The organism is Streptococcus sp. 9903 (assembly GCF_013276625.1).
Taxonomy (GTDB): domain Bacteria; phylum Bacillota; class Bacilli; order Lactobacillales; family Streptococcaceae; genus Streptococcus.
The window spans coordinates 55,782-72,561 of sequence record NZ_VMLI01000014.1 but is presented as its reverse complement, the minus strand read 5'-3'; the positions used below and the strand labels follow the sequence as shown (position 1 = coordinate 72,561).

17 protein-coding genes are annotated in these 16,780 nt (G+C 40.0%); all 17 read right to left on the bottom strand.

Translation table 11 applies throughout. The features are described 5' to 3' along the window. The 17 genes from HT696_RS06400 to HT696_RS06320 all read right to left on the bottom strand — a co-directional run bounded on the left by HT696_RS06400 (window position 1) and on the right by HT696_RS06320 (window position 16,780). Window positions 1–1,725 (bottom strand): ABC transporter ATP-binding protein, encoded by a 1,725-nt coding sequence (locus HT696_RS06400; protein ID WP_173282667.1) that lies wholly within the window; start codon window positions 1,723–1,725, stop codon window positions 1–3. Window positions 1,726–1,785: 60 nt separating this feature from the next. Next, window positions 1,786–2,724, bottom strand: a complete 939-nt coding sequence (gene msrB / locus HT696_RS06395) for a peptide-methionine (R)-S-oxide reductase MsrB (protein ID WP_173275794.1) — start codon at window positions 2,722–2,724, stop codon at window positions 1,786–1,788. A gap of 196 nt (window positions 2,725–2,920) precedes the next feature. Next, a complete protein-coding gene (gene thrB, locus HT696_RS06390) occupies window positions 2,921–3,790 on the bottom strand; it encodes a homoserine kinase (protein ID WP_173282666.1) in 870 nt (289 codons plus the stop codon). Window position 3,791: 1 nt separating this feature from the next. Then, window positions 3,792–5,078, bottom strand: a complete 1,287-nt coding sequence (locus HT696_RS06385) for a homoserine dehydrogenase (RefSeq protein WP_173282665.1) — start codon at window positions 5,076–5,078, stop codon at window positions 3,792–3,794. A 151-nt stretch (window positions 5,079–5,229) separates the two neighbouring features. Further along, window positions 5,230–5,967, bottom strand: a complete 738-nt coding sequence (gene mecA / locus HT696_RS06380) for an adaptor protein MecA (protein WP_173282664.1) — start codon at window positions 5,965–5,967, stop codon at window positions 5,230–5,232. Window positions 5,968–6,282: 315 nt separating this feature from the next. Then, on the bottom strand, window positions 6,283–7,317 hold the full coding sequence (locus HT696_RS06375) for a prephenate dehydratase (protein ID WP_173270235.1): 1,035 nt from the start codon (window positions 7,315–7,317) through the stop codon (window positions 6,283–6,285). Continuing rightward, the gene (locus HT696_RS06370; protein WP_173219111.1) at window positions 7,310–8,779 is read right to left on the bottom strand and encodes an O-antigen polysaccharide polymerase Wzy family protein; all 1,470 of its coding nucleotides are present in this window, start codon (window positions 8,777–8,779) and stop codon (window positions 7,310–7,312) included. The genes HT696_RS06375 and HT696_RS06370 overlap by 8 nt, the downstream gene beginning before the upstream one ends. Before the next feature lie 15 nt (window positions 8,780–8,794). Beyond that, complete coding sequence (locus HT696_RS06365; RefSeq protein WP_173282663.1) at window positions 8,795–9,781, bottom strand: glycosyltransferase family 2 protein; 987 nt, start codon at window positions 9,779–9,781, stop codon at window positions 8,795–8,797. 1 nt (window position 9,782) lies between these two features. Next, window positions 9,783–10,886, bottom strand: a complete 1,104-nt coding sequence (locus tag HT696_RS06360; protein WP_173282662.1) for a glycosyltransferase — start codon at window positions 10,884–10,886, stop codon at window positions 9,783–9,785. After that, complete coding sequence (locus HT696_RS06355) at window positions 10,876–11,721, bottom strand: phosphorylcholine transferase LicD (RefSeq protein ID WP_205380601.1); 846 nt, start codon at window positions 11,719–11,721, stop codon at window positions 10,876–10,878. The genes HT696_RS06360 and HT696_RS06355 overlap by 11 nt, the downstream gene beginning before the upstream one ends. 125 nt (window positions 11,722–11,846) lie before the next feature. Continuing rightward, complete coding sequence (gene psr / locus HT696_RS06350; protein ID WP_173282661.1) at window positions 11,847–13,121, bottom strand: polyisoprenyl-teichoic acid--peptidoglycan teichoic acid transferase Psr; 1,275 nt, start codon at window positions 13,119–13,121, stop codon at window positions 11,847–11,849. Next, complete coding sequence (gene pheA, locus HT696_RS06345; RefSeq protein ID WP_101781273.1) at window positions 13,118–13,966, bottom strand: prephenate dehydratase; 849 nt, start codon at window positions 13,964–13,966, stop codon at window positions 13,118–13,120. The genes psr and pheA overlap by 4 nt, the downstream gene beginning before the upstream one ends. After that, window positions 13,963–14,439: a shikimate kinase gene (locus tag HT696_RS06340; protein WP_173282660.1), complete on the bottom strand. Its 477-nt coding sequence runs from the start codon at window positions 14,437–14,439 to the stop codon at window positions 13,963–13,965. The genes pheA and HT696_RS06340 overlap by 4 nt, the downstream gene beginning before the upstream one ends. Further along, window positions 14,432–15,715 (bottom strand): 3-phosphoshikimate 1-carboxyvinyltransferase, encoded by a 1,284-nt coding sequence (gene aroA, locus HT696_RS06335; RefSeq protein WP_173282659.1) that lies wholly within the window; start codon window positions 15,713–15,715, stop codon window positions 14,432–14,434. Before aroA ends, HT696_RS06340 begins: the two co-directional genes overlap by 8 nt. A 91-nt stretch (window positions 15,716–15,806) precedes the next feature. Then, window positions 15,807–16,145 (bottom strand): YlbF/YmcA family competence regulator, encoded by a 339-nt coding sequence (locus HT696_RS06330; RefSeq protein WP_173275820.1) that lies wholly within the window; start codon window positions 16,143–16,145, stop codon window positions 15,807–15,809. A 53-nt stretch (window positions 16,146–16,198) separates the two neighbouring features. Beyond that, a complete protein-coding gene (locus HT696_RS06325; RefSeq protein WP_173275822.1) occupies window positions 16,199–16,399 on the bottom strand; it encodes a hypothetical protein in 201 nt (66 codons plus the stop codon). Between the two features lie 231 nt (window positions 16,400–16,630). Further along, a complete protein-coding gene (locus HT696_RS06320; protein ID WP_173275825.1) occupies window positions 16,631–16,780 on the bottom strand; it encodes a hypothetical protein in 150 nt (49 codons plus the stop codon).

Below are 16,780 nucleotides of genomic sequence, written 5' to 3'. Positions count from 1 at the left end.
CTAGTCCTCCTTTCCATGTTGAGATGCATTGATTTCACGATAAACTTGACTGGATTTCATCAAGTCCTCGTGCTTGCCGATAGCTAGGAGCTCTCCTTTTTCTACGAGGAGAATCTGGTCAGCCATCTGTAAAGTCGAGGTTCGTTGAGAAATCAAGATTAAACTTGTATTTGGCAGGTTTTCTCGGATAGCTTTCAAGAGCTTGGACTCAGTAATGGTGTCAAGGGCCGAGGTCGCATCATCTAGGATGAGAAACGGACCCTGCCGCAAGACTGCTCGTGCGATAGACAGCCTTTGTTTTTGACCGCCCGAGAAATTTCGCCCTCCTGCCTCAACTAGAGCATCCAAGAGTCCTTCCTTATCACTGACAAAATCCTTGGCTTGTGCAATTTCCAAGGCCTGCCAAAGCTCTTGGTCAGTTACTTCTTGATGTAAACCTAGAGTCAGGTTGGAACGAATGGTTCCTTTAAAGAGCTCGACCTTTTGAGGTACATAGGCAATCCAAGACCGCCACTGCTCCAAATTAAGAGGACTACGTCCATTTTGATAAAGGTCAATGTTCCCCTTGTCTGCTGGATAAAGTCCAAGGATGAGTTGCACCAAACTTGATTTACCAGAACCCGTTCCCCCAATGATACCCAGGATTTGCCCTTGCTTCATATCAAAGGAAATATCTCTCAGAGAAGGCTGGGCCGCATCAGGATAGGTAAAGGTCAGTTCTTGAACTTGTAAAACCTGATCACTGGTAGCTTGCTTTTGTTCTAATTCTGAATGGATATCTTCTGGAACCTCGGCAAAGACTTCCTCAATTCGCTTAGCTGAGATATAGGACTGGTTGAGAGAATTTATCAGCATGGCTAGCTTGACCAATTCCACCAAAATCTGTAGGAGATAATTAATAAGGGCAATGAGAGCACCTTGACTGAGCAATCCTCCCTGAATAGAAATATATCCCTGCCAGATAATAACGAGGAGAGTTCCATTGACAATCAAATAGGTCAGAGGTGTTAATAAACTAGACCAGAAACCTGTTTTCTCTTGTAATATAGCATAGACTTGGTTAAGGGTTTGAAAAATCTGTAACTCTCGTTTTTCTTGCCCAAAAGCACGAATAACCCGCATCCCTTGTAATTGCTGACGTGTTTCCTGAACCAGTTGGTCCGTTTTCTTTCTGAGACTACTGTAGAGAGGATTGACCAACCTAGAAAGACCTACAATGACGACGGTCAAAATGATAACCATGACCAAGAACCAGAAAGTCAGCTCAGCCGAGATGCGATAAGCCATAAAAATGGCTCCAAAAACGATAATAGGTGCTCGCAAAAAGAGGCGCAGGAATTGATTGATACCAGTCTGAATCTGATAGGTGTCCGAAGTCAAGCGAGTCACCAAACTAGAAGTGGTCAGACGGTCTCTGCTATCCTTGGGCAAGGAAAGAATATGACGATAAAGGTCGTTTGTCAGTTCTTTGGCAAAACCAACCGCAGCCTTGGCTGAGTAAAACTGGGCTATTAAGGCCACTACAACGCCAATCCCTGCAAAGATAAGGAGCAGGCCAATCTGCATCCAGAGGTGTCCTTGATCTCTCTGGGGCAAGGATTGGTCAACAATCCCTGCAATCACCATGGGAACAAGAAGCTCAAACACAGCTTCTAATAGCTTGAACAAGGGGGATAAAATGGATTCCTTGATGTAGGGTTTAAAGTAAGATAGTAAGTGTTTCATAAATCCCTTCTATTCTTATTCTGAAAATGAAGAAAGTGGGAAGCACCCACCCTCTCTGTTTTATTTGTTTAAGTAAGGCAATAGATATCCATATCCTGCTTTTTCCATCTCATCCTTGGCCACAAAGCGTAAAGAAGCAGAATTGATACAGTAACGGAGGCCGCCTAACTCCCGAGGTCCATCTGTGAAAACATGACCTAGGTGAGCATTGCCTGACCGAGAACGAACCTCGATTCGCTCCATTCCATGACTGAGATCCTTGTAATAATGAATCAATTCCTTGGAAATCGGACGGCTAAAACTTGGCCAACCACAACCTGAGGCAAACTTATCCTTGGCAAAAAAGAGTGGCTCACCTGTCGTGATGTCTACATAAATTCCCTCTTCAAAGGTTTGGTCATAGGCATTGGTAAATGGAGCCTCTGTGGCAGCTTCTTGGGTAACACGATAGGACTCTTCGGTTAAGCTTTTCTTTAACACTTCTTGACTAGGCTTTTCATAGTTAGAGGCATCAATCAATGGCTTCTCAGCATCGGTCACATCGATATGACAGTAACCTGAAGGATTTTTCTTAAGATAGTCTTGATGGTAGTTTTCAGCCAGAATGTAATGACGTAGTTTCTCCACTTCCACTGCAATCTTTCGACCCAGCATGCGCTCCTGCTCCTGCACCACTGTGTAGATAGCTGGCAAGTCTGCTTCGTCCTGGTAATAAATTCCGGTCCGATACTGACGTCCACGGTCATTCCCTTGTTGATTGATGGATAAAGGGTCGATGACACGGAAATAATAAAGTAAAATCTCTCTAAGTGACACTGTCTTCTCATCATAAATCACTTGAACTGTTTCTGCATGGTCTGTTTCCTTGAGTAGCTGGTAATTTGTCGTTTCGACTTGCCCATTAGCGTAGCCGACACTGGTTGCTAGCACTCCAGAAATACGTGAAAAATACTCCTCTAAGCCCCAAAAACAACCGCCTGCTAGATAAATTTCTGTCATCTTTATTTCTCCTTTATCAAGTTTTTAACTAATACTCTTCGAAAATCTCTTCAAACCACGTCAGCGTCGCTTCATCTACAACTTCAAAACACTGTTTTGAGCTGACTTCGTNNATTTTCATTGAGTATAAACTTCTTTTCAAAAAAAGGATAGGAAGCCCTCTTATCGAGAGTTTCCCCATCCTATCTTCTATTCTTTATTTTGCTTCGACACGGACACCTTGGGTATCAACCTTCAAGTCATGAAGTTTTCCTTTGAAGGGTTGCCTTTCCAATTCTGCCTTAATCTTTGGCATTTTATCATGAGAAGCCAAGACCATAACTGTCGGCCCAGCACCAGAGAGGTAGGTTGCATAGGCACCATTTTCTTTGGCCACTTGCTTAATCGTCGCAAATTCTCTCACCAAGTCCTGACGATAGCGCTCGTGGAAGAGGTCTCCCTCGATTGCTTGCCCAGCGGTCACCATGTCTCCTGCCAACAAGGCTGCAACCGCCACATTGGCGATAGAACTAGCTGCAACAGCTTCCTTGTAAGACAATTTCTTAGGTAAGACGCCACGGCTGTCTCGAGTACGCAATTCATAGTTTGGAATGTAGGCTAGGAAATCACATTCTGGGAAGTCTGCTACGATAGCAGAAACTTGTCCATCAACAGAGCTTGCAATAACGAGATTACCATAAATGGCCGGAGCTACATTGTCAGGGTGTCCTTCAATCTTAGTCGCCAACTGTAATTTTTCATGGTCAGATAAGTTGAGATTTCCCAGTTGGTTGGCTAGTTCAATCCCAGCAACAATAACAGAACTGGAAGAACCCAAACCACGCGCCAAGGGAACATCACTGGTCATTTTCAAGCGTCTAGGTTTCAAATCTGGTACAATTTGCAAGGCAATTTTTAGTAAGAGATTACGCTCATCATGTGGAATCCATTTGCCAATCTGGTGTTCAATCAGCCACTCTTCTCGTTCTTCGCAGACCTCTATTTGAAGATACTTGGTTACAGCTACACCGACCGAGTCAAAACCTGGCCCGATATTGGCACTGGTTGCAGGTACAATAATCTTCATCTTATTCTCCTAGCACCTTGAAGGTATTCAAGAGGTCGAATTCTGAAACCTTCTTCAATTCAGCTGAGACATTTTCAAGTTGGGCTTTATTAATCTTGTGTGTGATGATAACGACACGCGCCTTGTCACCATCTTTTCCATCTTGGAGGATTTGCTTGAAGGAAATATCTTGAGCATTGAAGATTTCAGCCAATTTCAAGACCTGACCTTTTGAGTCTGGAGCCAAGATTGAGAAGTAGTAATTTGCTTTGACATCTTCTGGATTTGCCAAGACCAAGTCACGGCTGTATTCGTTGAAGTCTTTTCCAATTGTACCATCATTCAAGCGACGAACGATACGAACAATATCTGCTACAACACTTGTTGCAGTTGGTTTTTGACCAGCACCTGGCCCATAGTACATAGATTCACCAATACCGATAGATTCTACAAAGACAGCGTTCATTACGCCATTCACACTGGCAAGTGGGTGCGCTTTAGGAAGGAAGGTTGGAGTCACTTCTACAGCAATTCCTGAAGGAGTTTCCTCGATAGAACCAACCAATTTCACTACATAACCAAGCTCTTGAGCTACAGCTACATCTTCTGGTGTGATGTTACGAATTCCCTTGTGGGCTACGTCATCGAAGGCAACCTTCATGCCAAAGGCAAATTGGCTCAAAATCACCATCTTGTAGGCTGCATCAATCCCATCCACATCATTTGTCGGGTCGCTTTCTGCAAATCCTAGACGTTGCGCTTCCGCAAGAGCATCATCATAAGACCAGCCTTCTTCCACCATCTTGGTCATCATGAAGTTAGAAGTTCCGTTGACTACTCCAAGCACGCGCGTGATTTTATCAGAAGCTAAGGAATTTGCCAAGGTACGAAGAATTGGAATCCCACCAGCTACTGCTGCTTCGTAGTAAAGTGCTACCTTGTTAGCTTGAGCGATTTCTAGCAATTCTGCACCATGGACAGCTAAAAGATCCTTGTTAGCAGTCACAACGTGTTTGCCAGCCTCCAAGGCACGAGTGATAAAGGTCTTAGCAGGTTCGATACGCCCCATCAATTCCACTACGATCGTAATGTCTTGATCTGACAAAATGTCATCCACATTGGTTACAAAGTTAAAGTCATTCCCTGCTGCAAGCAAGCGATTCTTTTCATCTTCATCCTTGACCAATACCTTGGCAACTTCAATCTCTGAATGTGCTGATTGATTGATTTTTTCTCCATTTTCCTTTAGGAGGAAAGGCACGCCACTTGCAACGGTACCAAATCCTAGTAAAGCAATTTTAACTGTCATGTTTGTCTCCTCGAAATTTTCTATTATAGCCATTATAACAGAATTTTGTGAAAATTCCTATTATAGTAAATCACTATTTCAATCTAGAAAAGAAAAAACGAATCAGACGATTCGCTCTTCTTAAAATCTGAAAATAACTTTCCAGAAACGATTATCCAATTTTTTGCAGATTAAGTACTGCATCGTGATTCATCAAGACTTGACCATATTCTTGCAAGACTGAACGACTGATATCACTATCGTCTGCAAACTCGCGCATACGAGCCAACAGCCAAGCTGGATATGGACTTGGATGATTTTCAATATCCACTAAAATGGTCAAATAATAGCGCTCGTTCATTTTGTAGAGTTCAGAAGTTTCCATCTCAAAAGTCACTGTCTTGGCAAAAGCCACCAAATCAGCTAATTTTTCAAAAGAAAGGATGTAATATATGTAAGGCTCTTTCTTACTTTCAACTTCTTGTTCAGCCTGCTCCTGCTCTTCTTCCTTGGCTTCAACTTGCTCTAAAGATTGAATCGCTTCAATATCATCTTTAGTCTTTTCTGCAATGCTCTTTTCCAAGGTTTTGATAAATTCATCTGGCGACATTTGAGCCAATTCTTCCATATCTGGTAAATCCGATAAGTCTTCAAAATCTAGATTTTGGTCAATCTTTGACTTGGTCACAAAGACATCTACCTTATCAGGTTTTGGAGTCACACGGAAGCTCAACATGCCTGTATCCAGAAAGCTATCAGGCATCTCTAACTCATCCAAGATAGCATAAAAGAACTCTTCTGTTTTTTCTTGAGGAACAAGAAAGTCAGCAATCTCCATGCCACGATCCATCAAATCCTCTAAAGACATCGTGATTTTCAAAGTTGTATCACTAATTTGTTTCATTTTCATTGCTAGTAACCTCATACTTTCAGTTCTATCTATTATACTAGATTTTTACGATTTTATCAAAAGAAGGCTTCTCTGTCGGGATAGATTTTCCATAGGATAACTTCTGTAGAAGGCTCTAATACTCTTCGAAAATCAAATTAAAACCACGTCAGCTTTATCTACAACCTCAAAGCGGTGCTTTGAGCAACCTACGACTAGCTTCCTAGTTTGCTTTTTGATTTTCATTGAGTATAAAAGAAAATTTCTGCAGACAAATAGAAAAAGCCTTCAAAATCGGCTCTTAGCCAACTTTGAAGACATGATACATCAGAATACTTATAATTTAAAGGTTGCTACACCGAGGATAGAACGATTTAAGTTTCGAAGAATTTGAAGACTTTGCTCAAATTTCTTATAACGAGTTACTCCGTATTCTTCAACAAGAAGGACTGTATCTCTTTCTAAAAGCGATGGCACATCTTGTAAATCGACAAAATGCATTCCTTTTAAAGCCTCTTGACTCTGTTTCAATTTATCTAGGATAGCTTTATTTGAGCTAACGATGGTCAATTCCTGTCCAGCATTTTTGTATGACAAGACATCTGCTAGGTTAGCAATTGTTGTAATCTCTGTTACAAAATCAATTTGATACTGAGAAAAATCACCTGCTCTATTGATTGTTGGATTAAAGAGATAAACCAATACATTTCCCATCACAACCAAAATCACACAGACTACTCCAATAACAGCTAAACGGAGAATCAAATTCTTCACATTCAATCCAAGCGCTGTCTCACCATTTGCATTCAATTCTTTAGAGTTGATGGTTTCCAATTTTTCAATTTTTACATTTGCAAAAGTGTGTTTAAATTTCTCAATCAATCCATCAATTTTTCGCTCCAACAAGTCATTAGCATCTTTACTTGGTGTCAAAATTTTCACACCAACCCCTGCATCGTCAATCATATAGTAGACGGTCAGTTTTTTCCACCAATAATCATTCGTAGAATTTTTCAAGGTTGTTTCTGTCGTATCTAATTCACTGGCAATTTTTTTCAACTCACTGGGTTCTACATCATTGAAAAGATAAGCTCCATTCAAATTCCCATCAATCAATTTCCCGTAGAAATCACTATAACCACCAATTTGATGATTCAAAATCGTTTTAGCTGAATCTTCTGGAGGAGTAATTTTATAGCTAAGATAAGTTGAATAACTTGTTGTATCTTTGACAGTATTTTTATTCTTAACTGCTTTAATTGTAAATGGTACAGCAATGAGAGCAAATAAAGCGATGAGAGCTAAAATATTTGCTTTTCGTTTTTTGTAAAGATTTGCAAATAAATCAGCTACTGAATAATGTTCAAACATGATTTTTTTCTCCTTTGTTTAGTAGATACTGGTTTTCCTTTGTAAGCATTTTTGCTACAAATATAATCACAAGAACAATTCCCCAGAATTGCATTGTAAATAGATTGAAGAAACTTTCTGAAAAGCTACTTCTTGGCATAAAGAATAGATTATTCAAGATGAGTAGGGACAAAGCAAATAGGATTGTTCTTGAACGATAGGCTACTTGCAGCATGGCTATAAATAGCATACCGAGTAAGAGACTAAGCAGAAAGACTCCTATCATGCCATAGTCTGTATACAACTCCATGATATAACTACTTCCGATACCATGTCCTTTCAAGTATTCCTTGTTCAAGACAAGATAGGATAGATTATGGGCATAACTATTACTATCAATAGCTAGCTCCACACTATTGGTTGTATGTTCAAAGGCTTTTCCTCCGAAAATAGCCCCCAAGCTTCCCCTTGCAAAATAATCAAGGACAGGACCAAAAGTAAAATTACGGAAATCTCGGTAAGGGAGGCTACTGTTAAATAGAAAACCTCGAGCCAGAACACCAAAACTAGTTCCTTGTTTATAGATAAAGTCAAGTAAGATATCCCAGAAACCTGTATGGGAAACCTGGACATTATCCCGTACATAATTGAGCACTCCCATCGCTAACATGAGAATAGGAGAACCCACAAAAATCGCTAACTTTTCTTTAAACCCAATCCATTTTCCTTTTTCAGTTTGCTCCCGCATAAAGTAATAAACAAAAGCAAATAAAATACTTAAAATAAAGGGATTGCGTGTCCCGATTGCCAAATGAATAGTATTAGCTGCAATAAAGGAGACAAGCACTGCTGTGGCCTGCAATTTCTTTGGCTTGGTTGCCAAATACATACACATTGCATAAACCGTAAAGGTAGACAAAATGTAGGTAAAATAAGGCAGTTTACTTTCAAAATTTGCATAGTAGGCATAGTAGGAAGTCTGCAAGCGATACAGGAGTCGTTCAAATAATCTAATGAAATAGAAAGGATAGGTGAGAAGAAAAACTCCTAGCGAAACAAAGCGCAACCGCTTGATGTAAACCTCTTTTAGAGAACTTCCTATATTTGCTACTTTTATTTTCTTCCTAGCTATGAAGTAACGAGCCAGGACGCCTCCTGTGGTCAAGCCCAGAATCGAAACCATGACGACTATAAAGGCAAAGCGATAGGCTATGGGATGATAGGTATCCAGAGCGCCATCCCTAAAATAATCAATGGTTGGTCTTGATACTAGGAAGACAAAAATGGTTAAATAGAAAATAAAATGGATTAAGTAATACTTGATATCATTCCAACAAGCAATTAAGCTACTAACCAGTAAGAACAATAAAGTAGAAAGCAAGCTAACATTGTTATTATTAAACAGATATACAATTCCACTTACTAGCGTCAAGGCATAACTGACTATGGTCAAACTAAATAATAATCGTTTTCCATCAATCACTTGCTCACCCCCGTTCTAATGTAATTTTTTAGATTTTTCAATATTTTTCAGTAATAAGAATCGGTATAAGGAAATGTTTATGAATAGGGCCAAAGCACTAATTCTTCTCCCCTTACGGAAAATTGGATTTCTAGCAATAGCAAGGGCATGGCCTTTTAAAAAACGATGAATCTGAGAATAGGCTTCAAACTGTTTATACTGATCATCTAGCAACATCTTATCCAGAATAAAGAAGTGGGCATAGGCCAATCTGAAAAAAGCGACCTCTTTCAAATCAGGATAGTTTTTCATAACTTCATTGTAAAACTTTTGGTAGATATCAATATAGGCTAAATCCTTCTCTGCATAGGGTTTGGTCGTAATACTATCCCCTCTATGGAAATAGTAATAATAGGGTTTGGTATTAACCACGTACTTCTTAGCCAACTTAATCAAATCAAAATGGTAATAGGCATCTTCGTAAATCAATCCCTTAGGAAAGGATAGGGCAGTCGCAATCTCTCTCTTGATTAGCTTATTGCAGATCGTTCCAGGTATTTTTTCACCTATGAGGTATTCCCTTAAAAATGTTTGAGAATCACAGACAAAATAGTCATCCTGATTAGCTGACTGTGGACTTTCATCATTAGCATAGACATTCATGACACCACAGCTCGAAACATCCGCATCTTCTTGAACTAATTGCTCATATAAGCTCTGAATCATTTCTGGATGGATATAATCATCTGAGTCAATAAAAATCAGATAATCCCCGTGAGCCTGCTTCATTCCATCATTTCGTGCTTGCGACAATCCTTCGTTCTTTTTATGAAGCACTGACACCCTGTCATCTTGTTCAGCGATTGAATCACACAAGCGACCACTCTCATCTGTTGCACCATCATCAACAAGAATAATTTCCAGATTTTGATAGGTCTGCTTCTGAATGGAAGCTATCGATTTTTCTAGGTACTGCGCCACATTATAGACTGGCACAATGACACTAATTAATGCAGTTTCCATGCTACTCCTCTAATAGTTTTTCTACTTGTTCGATTTGTTTGGCAATTGTGAATTGTTGAATGAATTGGCTAGCCTCATCGACATCAAAGTTTGAGGCAGAAGTCATGTAGTTCGTAATTGCCTGAGCTGCCTCTTGATTGCTCTCAATGATTTGTCCAAATCGTCCTTCTTGGGATAATTCCTCAGCTCCTCCAACATCCGTAGAGACAAAAGGGATTCCAAGACTCAAGGCTTCCACATAAACACCAGGAAAACCTTCTTGTTTAGACATAGACAAGAGAACTTTCATCTGAGACAAATATTGATAAGGATTTTTTTGATAACCAAGGAAATGCACATAGTCCTCAAGTCCATACTCTTTGACTCGCTTTTTCAGTTCCTCTTCCATATCACCAGCACCTATAAAGTAAAGGTGGTAATTTTTTCCTTCTTGGTGTAATAGTCGTATCACTTCCACCACACGGTCAGAACCCTTATTTTCCTCAATCCGTCCGATAGTACAGATACTTTGAGGCGCAATCTCGATAGCAATCTTCTCTTGAGATTTTTCTAAAATAGTCTTAAAATCATATCCATTGTAGACCGTCTGTAATTTCGAAGCATAATCTGGATAGACTTCCTTGATAGAATTACTAGTCTTTTTTGAAATTCCTACAATAGTATCCGCAGCATCCAACTGGCGTCTATGTGATTCCCTTTTGGAGCTATCCTTAAGAAATTCTTCGATACTTCCATGAATCCAAGAGATTTTCTTGACTTCTTTTCTTTTAGAGAACAAAAGTGGAGGATTCATAATAGTAAAAGAAACTTCAACATCATAGTCATCTCTTACAAGCAAGCGACGAGTCAATCTTGGAAAATAAATTCTCATTCTCCACAAAAGAGCTCGAATCCATCTAGCTTGGCGATAATCCTGAAAGGATTTTAAAATGCCTACATGCTTGGGAACAGATTCGTATCCCTTGTCAAAGTGCTCCATTTCAAGAATATCAATATCATACTTTTCTGGATCCAGATTTGAAACAATGGTAGACAGAATCTTCTCTGCACCGCCTCCGAGAGAAAAAGACCACATAAAAAATAAGATTTTTTTCTTAGCCACCATATTCTCCCTTGTATTCTGTATAAGACTTATCCATATCAGCGATGACAGCATCATGATGCGGTACTTGCTTGTCTGCTGGTGGTGGCGTCATATAATCGCCAAAAGCAGTACTGAGATAAGCATCATAACCAACTGGAATAGGCATCTCTGTCTCTTCAAAGGGCAAGAAAAGATTATCCTCAAAAGATGCGATTGGGTACTTGTTTCTCATGTAGCCAGGACCTGAGCATAATTCTGTGATGCCATCGCTCTCATCCAGACTATACTTGGTCATTTCTTTCTCAGCTTTTTTCCAAATGCGATAACGGAGAGATTTTGGAGTCACACCCAGTAAAATACGACTCCCCCATTTCATAAGAGCACCATGCTTTTCTGGAATAGTTTGGGCACAAAAGAGTGAATAGATCAGTGCCCAACGAACCTGTTTCTTCCGCTCAGCTGGATTTTTCGGATAATAATCCAAAGGCAAGACATCCAAGGCCAGACCATGTGGCAAATCCAAATCCTGCTGATAAGGCTTAATACAGGTAGTTTCCTTGTCACGAATAGTAATAAAAAGATTGCGGTCGACAAAATCCTTGTTACTCTTTGACAAGAAATAACGTTCATCTGCATAACGAGGCCATAATTCTGCTAATTTCTCATAATCCTTACGGGGCATAAAAAAGTCTAGGTCGTCATCCCAAGGAATAAAGCCCTTGTTTCGAAGGGCACCAATAGCACCTCCTCCACAGAGATAACAAAGTAAATCATGCTCCTTGCAAAAGGCAACAAAATATTCAGCCATCTCCAGACTACGAGCCTGAATTGCTTTTAAATCAGTCATATTGTTCATTATTCTTTCTATCGTATCGTTTCATTATACCACAAATAGGGGGTGAAAATCTATTGCAGACTGTAAAAAATCAAAGCCTGACTGCTAGATAAATAGCCTTCAAGCTTTGATTTTTCTGTCTTATCTTATCTCAAACCCATCTGAGACAATTTATTCTGATATTTGTTTTGATCGACCAGCAAACCCAAGCCTCCATAAACATCATAGGCATCTACCCAGTCACCAAGTTCTGGAATCGTCAGCTTTTCAATACCATTTTTTGCTCCATCCAAAACAGATAAACCGTTTGTTAGGAGGAAAGTATAGGGTGCATTGGTTGAGGTCATAGCAAAAACCTTTCCAAGAGCTTCAGAACCAGTGAAAAGTTTAGTAGGATCTTTAATTTGCTCTAAAATTGCTGTTAAAACTTGTTGCTGTCTTTTTGTACGGCCGTAATCCGCCTCATCGTCATCACGGAAACGAGCATAATTGAGCAGGGTCGAGCCATTCATCTGCTGTTTTCCGACTTTGATGGTTTGGGTTGGAGACTCAGTCTCAGTAGCGTGTAAATCATCTCCGACTGTAGCTTCTGTTAGTGGACGCCCATTCAATGTTGAAAATTGAGCATCAATTGTCACCCCATCAGGGAAAAGTGTGTCAATCGCTGTAGCAAAGGCCTGAAAATCGACCAAGGCATAGTACTTAATGTCCAAGTCAAAATTATCTTTCAAGACTTGGCGAACCATTTCTGCCCCTTTTTGCCCCTCTTGTTCTCCTAACTCATAGGCTACGTTTAACTTGTTATCCGTCTGTTTTCTACCGTTAATCACTTGACTATAACCATCTATATAGACCAAATTATCACGCATGAAACTGACTAGCTTGATTTTCTTGTCCGAACCTCCGACATTTAAGACCATAATAGAGTCAGTCCGCGTCTCAGCACTGTTTTGGCCGATTCGACCATCCGTCCCCATGATCAAAATATTAACCCCGTCTCTAGTGTCCTGACCATTAAAGACTTGAACCTGTGCTGCCTTAGCATCAACAGTTTTCTTTGCACTAGCATCTTGATAACCACGTAAAAACATGAATACCATGGCTAAAGCCACACAGACTAGAAGAGAGAAAATCACCATAAAAATGCGTTTAAGACGGAGCTTCCGTCTTTTCTTTTTGGGAGGAGCAGAGTGTGCTTGTGATTTGGATTGTGAGCGACTCCGGTTCGCATAGCTTGGTAAGTCAACCTGCTCTTCTCTTTCTTGTTCCAAGCTGGAACTACTATTTACCCTAGCAAGAGTTAGCTTTTCTTGCAAATAGGCAAACTCATTTTTTTCTCTCTCATTGAGATAGTGAATATTTTTTAGCAAATAATCATAACGTAATTTTTCATGATGACTGAGAGGATTTTCTTTACTCATCTTCTCTCCTTTCCATGGTCTGATATTGGATAAATAGGATAGGCACCCAGAACTTTATACTGGATTCCAATGGCTTCTAGTTCTTTTTGGGCAAAGTAAACCAAGTCCTTATCAGTATAGTCCACATCGATAATGAAAAAGTATTGACCCAACGCTGTCTTGAGTGGACGACTTTCAATTTTTGTCAGGTCAATTCCTCGCCAAGCAAAGGTCGAAAGAGCCTTGTAGAGTGCACCTGGAAGGTTGTCAGGTAAGGTCAAGGCCAAACTCATTTTTTCAGTTTGTACCTGCAAAGGAATAGCTGTACCTTCAGCTCCCAGAACCCAGAAACGTGTGAAATTAGCTTCCATTTCCTGAATATCCTCAGCAATTAATTCTAAGCCATATTCTTCGGCAGAACTTCTAGGTGCAATGGCTGCATAAGGCTGGTCTGGATGTTCGGAAATAAAGCGGGCCGCATAGGCTGTACTAGCAGTCACCTCAATTTGAGCCTCTGGATACTGTTCATCGATAAATTTCTTTCCTTGAGCCAAGGCCTGTGGATGAGAAAAAATCTTTTCAATCTTAGTGTGACCCGGAACCACCATCAACTGCTGATGAATGGGCTGAACAATTTCTGCAACTGCTTGAATGCGAGCCTGATGAAAAAGGTAGTCCAAGGTTTCATGAACACTACCCTCAATAGAATTTTCAACTGGCACCACAGAATAGTCCACCAAGCCTTGCTCATAGGCCTTGATGACATCTGTAATATTGGCAAAGGCCTGCAATTCCTCATGAGGAAAAGCTGTCTGCACAACGTGGTGTGAAAATGATCCCTTGGGACCTAGATAAGCAATTTTCATCTCAGTTCCTCTATAATTTCCTCTGGGCTTAGCTTGGTCACATCCAAAACCCGACTAGACACTTCCTCATACCAAACCTGTCTTTCTTGGAAAATAGCTACTAATTCTTCCTTGCTACTATTTAGAAAAAGCGGACGCTGATTATCCTTATCAGCTGATATGCGTTGGTAGAGGGTTTCAAAATCAGCTTTCAGGTAGATATTATCTGCATTAGTCTTGAGTAAGTCACGATTTTGCTGAGAAATGACCACTCCCCCACCAGTTGACACAACTTGATCTCTTTGTAGTAAATCAGCTAGGATTTCTGATTCTATCTGACGAAAGGCTTCTTCTCCCTTTTCCGCGAAAAATTCCGCAATGGACATACCTAAGCGTTTCTCAATCAGAGCATCCATATCGAGATAATTTGGATCTAAAACTCTGGCGATTGTGGATTTGCCAGCCCCCATAAAGCCTAATAACACCTTAGCCATGAATCAAGCTCTCCAAATCATCAAAGAAACTAGGATAGCTGGTATTGATAGCTTCAGCACGGTCAAGCTCCACCTCTCCATCAGCAACCAAGAGGGCCGCGATAGCCGTCATCATGCCGATACGATGGTCTCCAAACGTATTGACTCTAGCACCGTGAAGGGCTGATTTTCCTTTGATAATCATTCCATCTGCTGTAGGAGTAATATCTGCTCCCATGCTATTTAAAGCGTCTGCCACAACCTGAATGCGGTCTGTTTCCTTGACCTTAAGTTCCTCAGCATCCTTAATAACTGTTACACCTTGAGCTTGGGTCGCAAGTAGGGCAATAATGGGCAATTCATCAATCAAGCGTGGAATCAAAGCGCCACCAATTTCTATTCCTTTCAAGTCAGAAGACTCAACAGTCAAGGTTGCAGATTTAGCGACTGGGTCAATTTCAGTAACTTCTAATTTTCCACCCATGGCGCGAATGACATCAATGATACCTGTACGCGTTTCGTTGATGCCCACATTCTTAAGCACCACACGAGAATTTGGAACAATCAAACCTGCGACTAACCAAAAGGCTGCACTGGAAATATCTCCTGGAACAACCACCTTTTGTCCTGTCAATTTTTGCGGTCCTTGGACTGTGATTTTCTTGCCATCCACACTTAAATGACCACCAAATTGTTGCAGCATATCTTCAGTATGATTACGGGTGCACTCTTTTTCGATAATTACAGACTCCCCTTGGGCCTGCAAGGCTGCAAAAATCAAGGCTGACTTGACTTGAGCAGAGGCAATTGGCAATTCATACTGAATAGGTCTTAGGTTTTTCGTCCCTTTTAAATGAAGGGGAGGCAGGTCTCGCTCAGTTTGCCCTGAAATGCTGACGCCCATTTTTTTCAGTGGAATAGTCACACGATCCATAGGACGTTTGGATAGACTGTCGTCTCCGAACATCTCTACTTCAAAGTCTGCACCAGCAAGAACACCTGAAATCAGGCGAATCGAGGTTCCAGAATTTCCCATATCAAGGGCATTTTGTGGCGCTTTTAAGCCGTCCATACCGACACCTTGAATGGTAATAACCCCATCTTTATCCTCAATCTCTACACCAAGGTCACGAAAAACCTGCATGGTCGAAAGAACGTCTTCACCTCGCAGAATATCATAAACCTTGGTCTCACCCTCAGCCAAACTTCCAAAGATAATGGAACGGTGGCTGATAGACTTGTCACCTGGAACTCGGATACTGCCATGTAAGTGGCGAATGTTTGTTTTTAGTTTCATACTGGACCTCATACTTGCAATACTTTTACCTATTTTATCATAAAAAGCCAGAAATTCCTTAAAAATTCCTGACTTTATGATAGTTATTTTCTTATTTTAGCAATTCTGAAACTGGTTCGAAAACAATTTTTTCAATGTCAGAAAGATAAATTGACAATTGTTGTTGCTTGGTAAAGAATTTTGACAAGAGGCTGTTCCCTTGAATCTGTTTACCAAAGCCTTCCATCTTCGCTTGGAAGGAAGCGTCTGGCATTTGACCTGCCTGTGCTAGTTTTTGAATTTCCTCTTGGAAAGCAACATATTCTGTAAAGATTTTGCTCGCCTCAGCATCTGCTGAAATCGCATCTTTAGCTGTTTTAACAGCCTTGTATTCTGGTAATTCGCGTAGACCGCGACTAAGTTCATTTGCACTATCGTAAATATTTGACATGATTTTCTCCTTATTTATTTCTTTTAAAATTACTAATCACTCTGTGGTCTTTATTATTGTGCAATCACTTTTATATGACCTCTTGAATATCCATCGCTTAATTCCTTATCTGGTATATACTCGATCTTCAAAGTTCCTAAATTAGAACCTGTTTTTATTTCATTTGACATAAGATTATCAAAATAGTTATCTATCTCATCATCAGATAAGGATGATTCAATCGATTTAACAATATCATGAAATACTTCTTTCATTCCTGCAACACCAGATTCACTATTTTCATTTGTCTGATTTATTGTTACATTGATTTTATCAGTATCATTTGCATGTAAAAGTTCCAGGTAGTATCCGTAGCTTGATGCGAAATATTTTATTTTTATATTTCCTTTTTTGATATTTTCTAATGGGCTATTAGAATTTTGATTATAGCTATTGATAAACTCATTAATAATTCTATCGTCTACATACTTTGAATTGGTTTTCTCTTAACTTATTTCCTTGTTGGATGATTCATTTTTTGTCTCAACACTGGCTTCTGAAGTAGTTTTCACATCTTTTTTAACAGCGTAAGCTCTAAGTAAGATAAAAGAAATAAAGATAATACCAAATATGAATCTAGGCTCTATTTTAGGCAT

Excerpts from the sequence above, each read along its gene's own strand:
- HT696_RS06400 (WP_173282667.1), bottom strand. The coding sequence starts at position 1,725 with ATGAAACACTTACTATCTTACTTTAAACCCTACATCAAGGAATCCATT.
- msrB (WP_173275794.1), bottom strand. The coding sequence starts at position 2,724 with ATGACAGAAATTTATCTAGCAGGCGGTTGTTTTTGGGGCTTAGAGGAG.
- thrB (WP_173282666.1), bottom strand. The coding sequence starts at position 3,790 with ATGAAGATTATTGTACCTGCAACCAGTGCCAATATCGGGCCAGGTTTT.
- HT696_RS06385 (WP_173282665.1), bottom strand. The coding sequence starts at position 5,078 with ATGACAGTTAAAATTGCTTTACTAGGATTTGGTACCGTTGCAAGTGGC.
- mecA (WP_173282664.1), bottom strand. The coding sequence starts at position 5,967 with ATGAAAATGAAACAAATTAGTGATACAACTTTGAAAATCACGATGTCT.
- HT696_RS06375 (WP_173270235.1), bottom strand. The coding sequence starts at position 7,317 with ATGTTTGAACATTATTCAGTAGCTGATTTATTTGCAAATCTTTACAAA.
- HT696_RS06365 (WP_173282663.1), bottom strand. The coding sequence starts at position 9,781 with ATGGAAACTGCATTAATTAGTGTCATTGTGCCAGTCTATAATGTGGCG.
- HT696_RS06360 (WP_173282662.1), bottom strand. The coding sequence starts at position 10,886 with ATGGTGGCTAAGAAAAAAATCTTATTTTTTATGTGGTCTTTTTCTCTC.
- HT696_RS06355 (WP_205380601.1), bottom strand. The coding sequence starts at position 11,721 with ATGAACAATATGACTGATTTAAAAGCAATTCAGGCTCGTAGTCTGGAG.
- psr (WP_173282661.1), bottom strand. The coding sequence starts at position 13,121 with ATGAGTAAAGAAAATCCTCTCAGTCATCATGAAAAATTACGTTATGAT.
- pheA (WP_101781273.1), bottom strand. The coding sequence starts at position 13,966 with ATGAAAATTGCTTATCTAGGTCCCAAGGGATCATTTTCACACCACGTT.
- HT696_RS06340 (WP_173282660.1), bottom strand. The coding sequence starts at position 14,439 with ATGGCTAAGGTGTTATTAGGCTTTATGGGGGCTGGCAAATCCACAATC.
- aroA (WP_173282659.1), bottom strand. The coding sequence starts at position 15,715 with ATGAAACTAAAAACAAACATTCGCCACTTACATGGCAGTATCCGAGTT.
- HT696_RS06330 (WP_173275820.1), bottom strand. The coding sequence starts at position 16,145 with ATGTCAAATATTTACGATAGTGCAAATGAACTTAGTCGCGGTCTACGC.
- HT696_RS06325 (WP_173275822.1), bottom strand. The coding sequence starts at position 16,399 with ATGAAAGAAGTATTTCATGATATTGTTAAATCGATTGAATCATCCTTA.
- HT696_RS06320 (WP_173275825.1), bottom strand. The coding sequence starts at position 16,780 with ATGCCTAAAATAGAGCCTAGATTCATATTTGGTATTATCTTTATTTCT.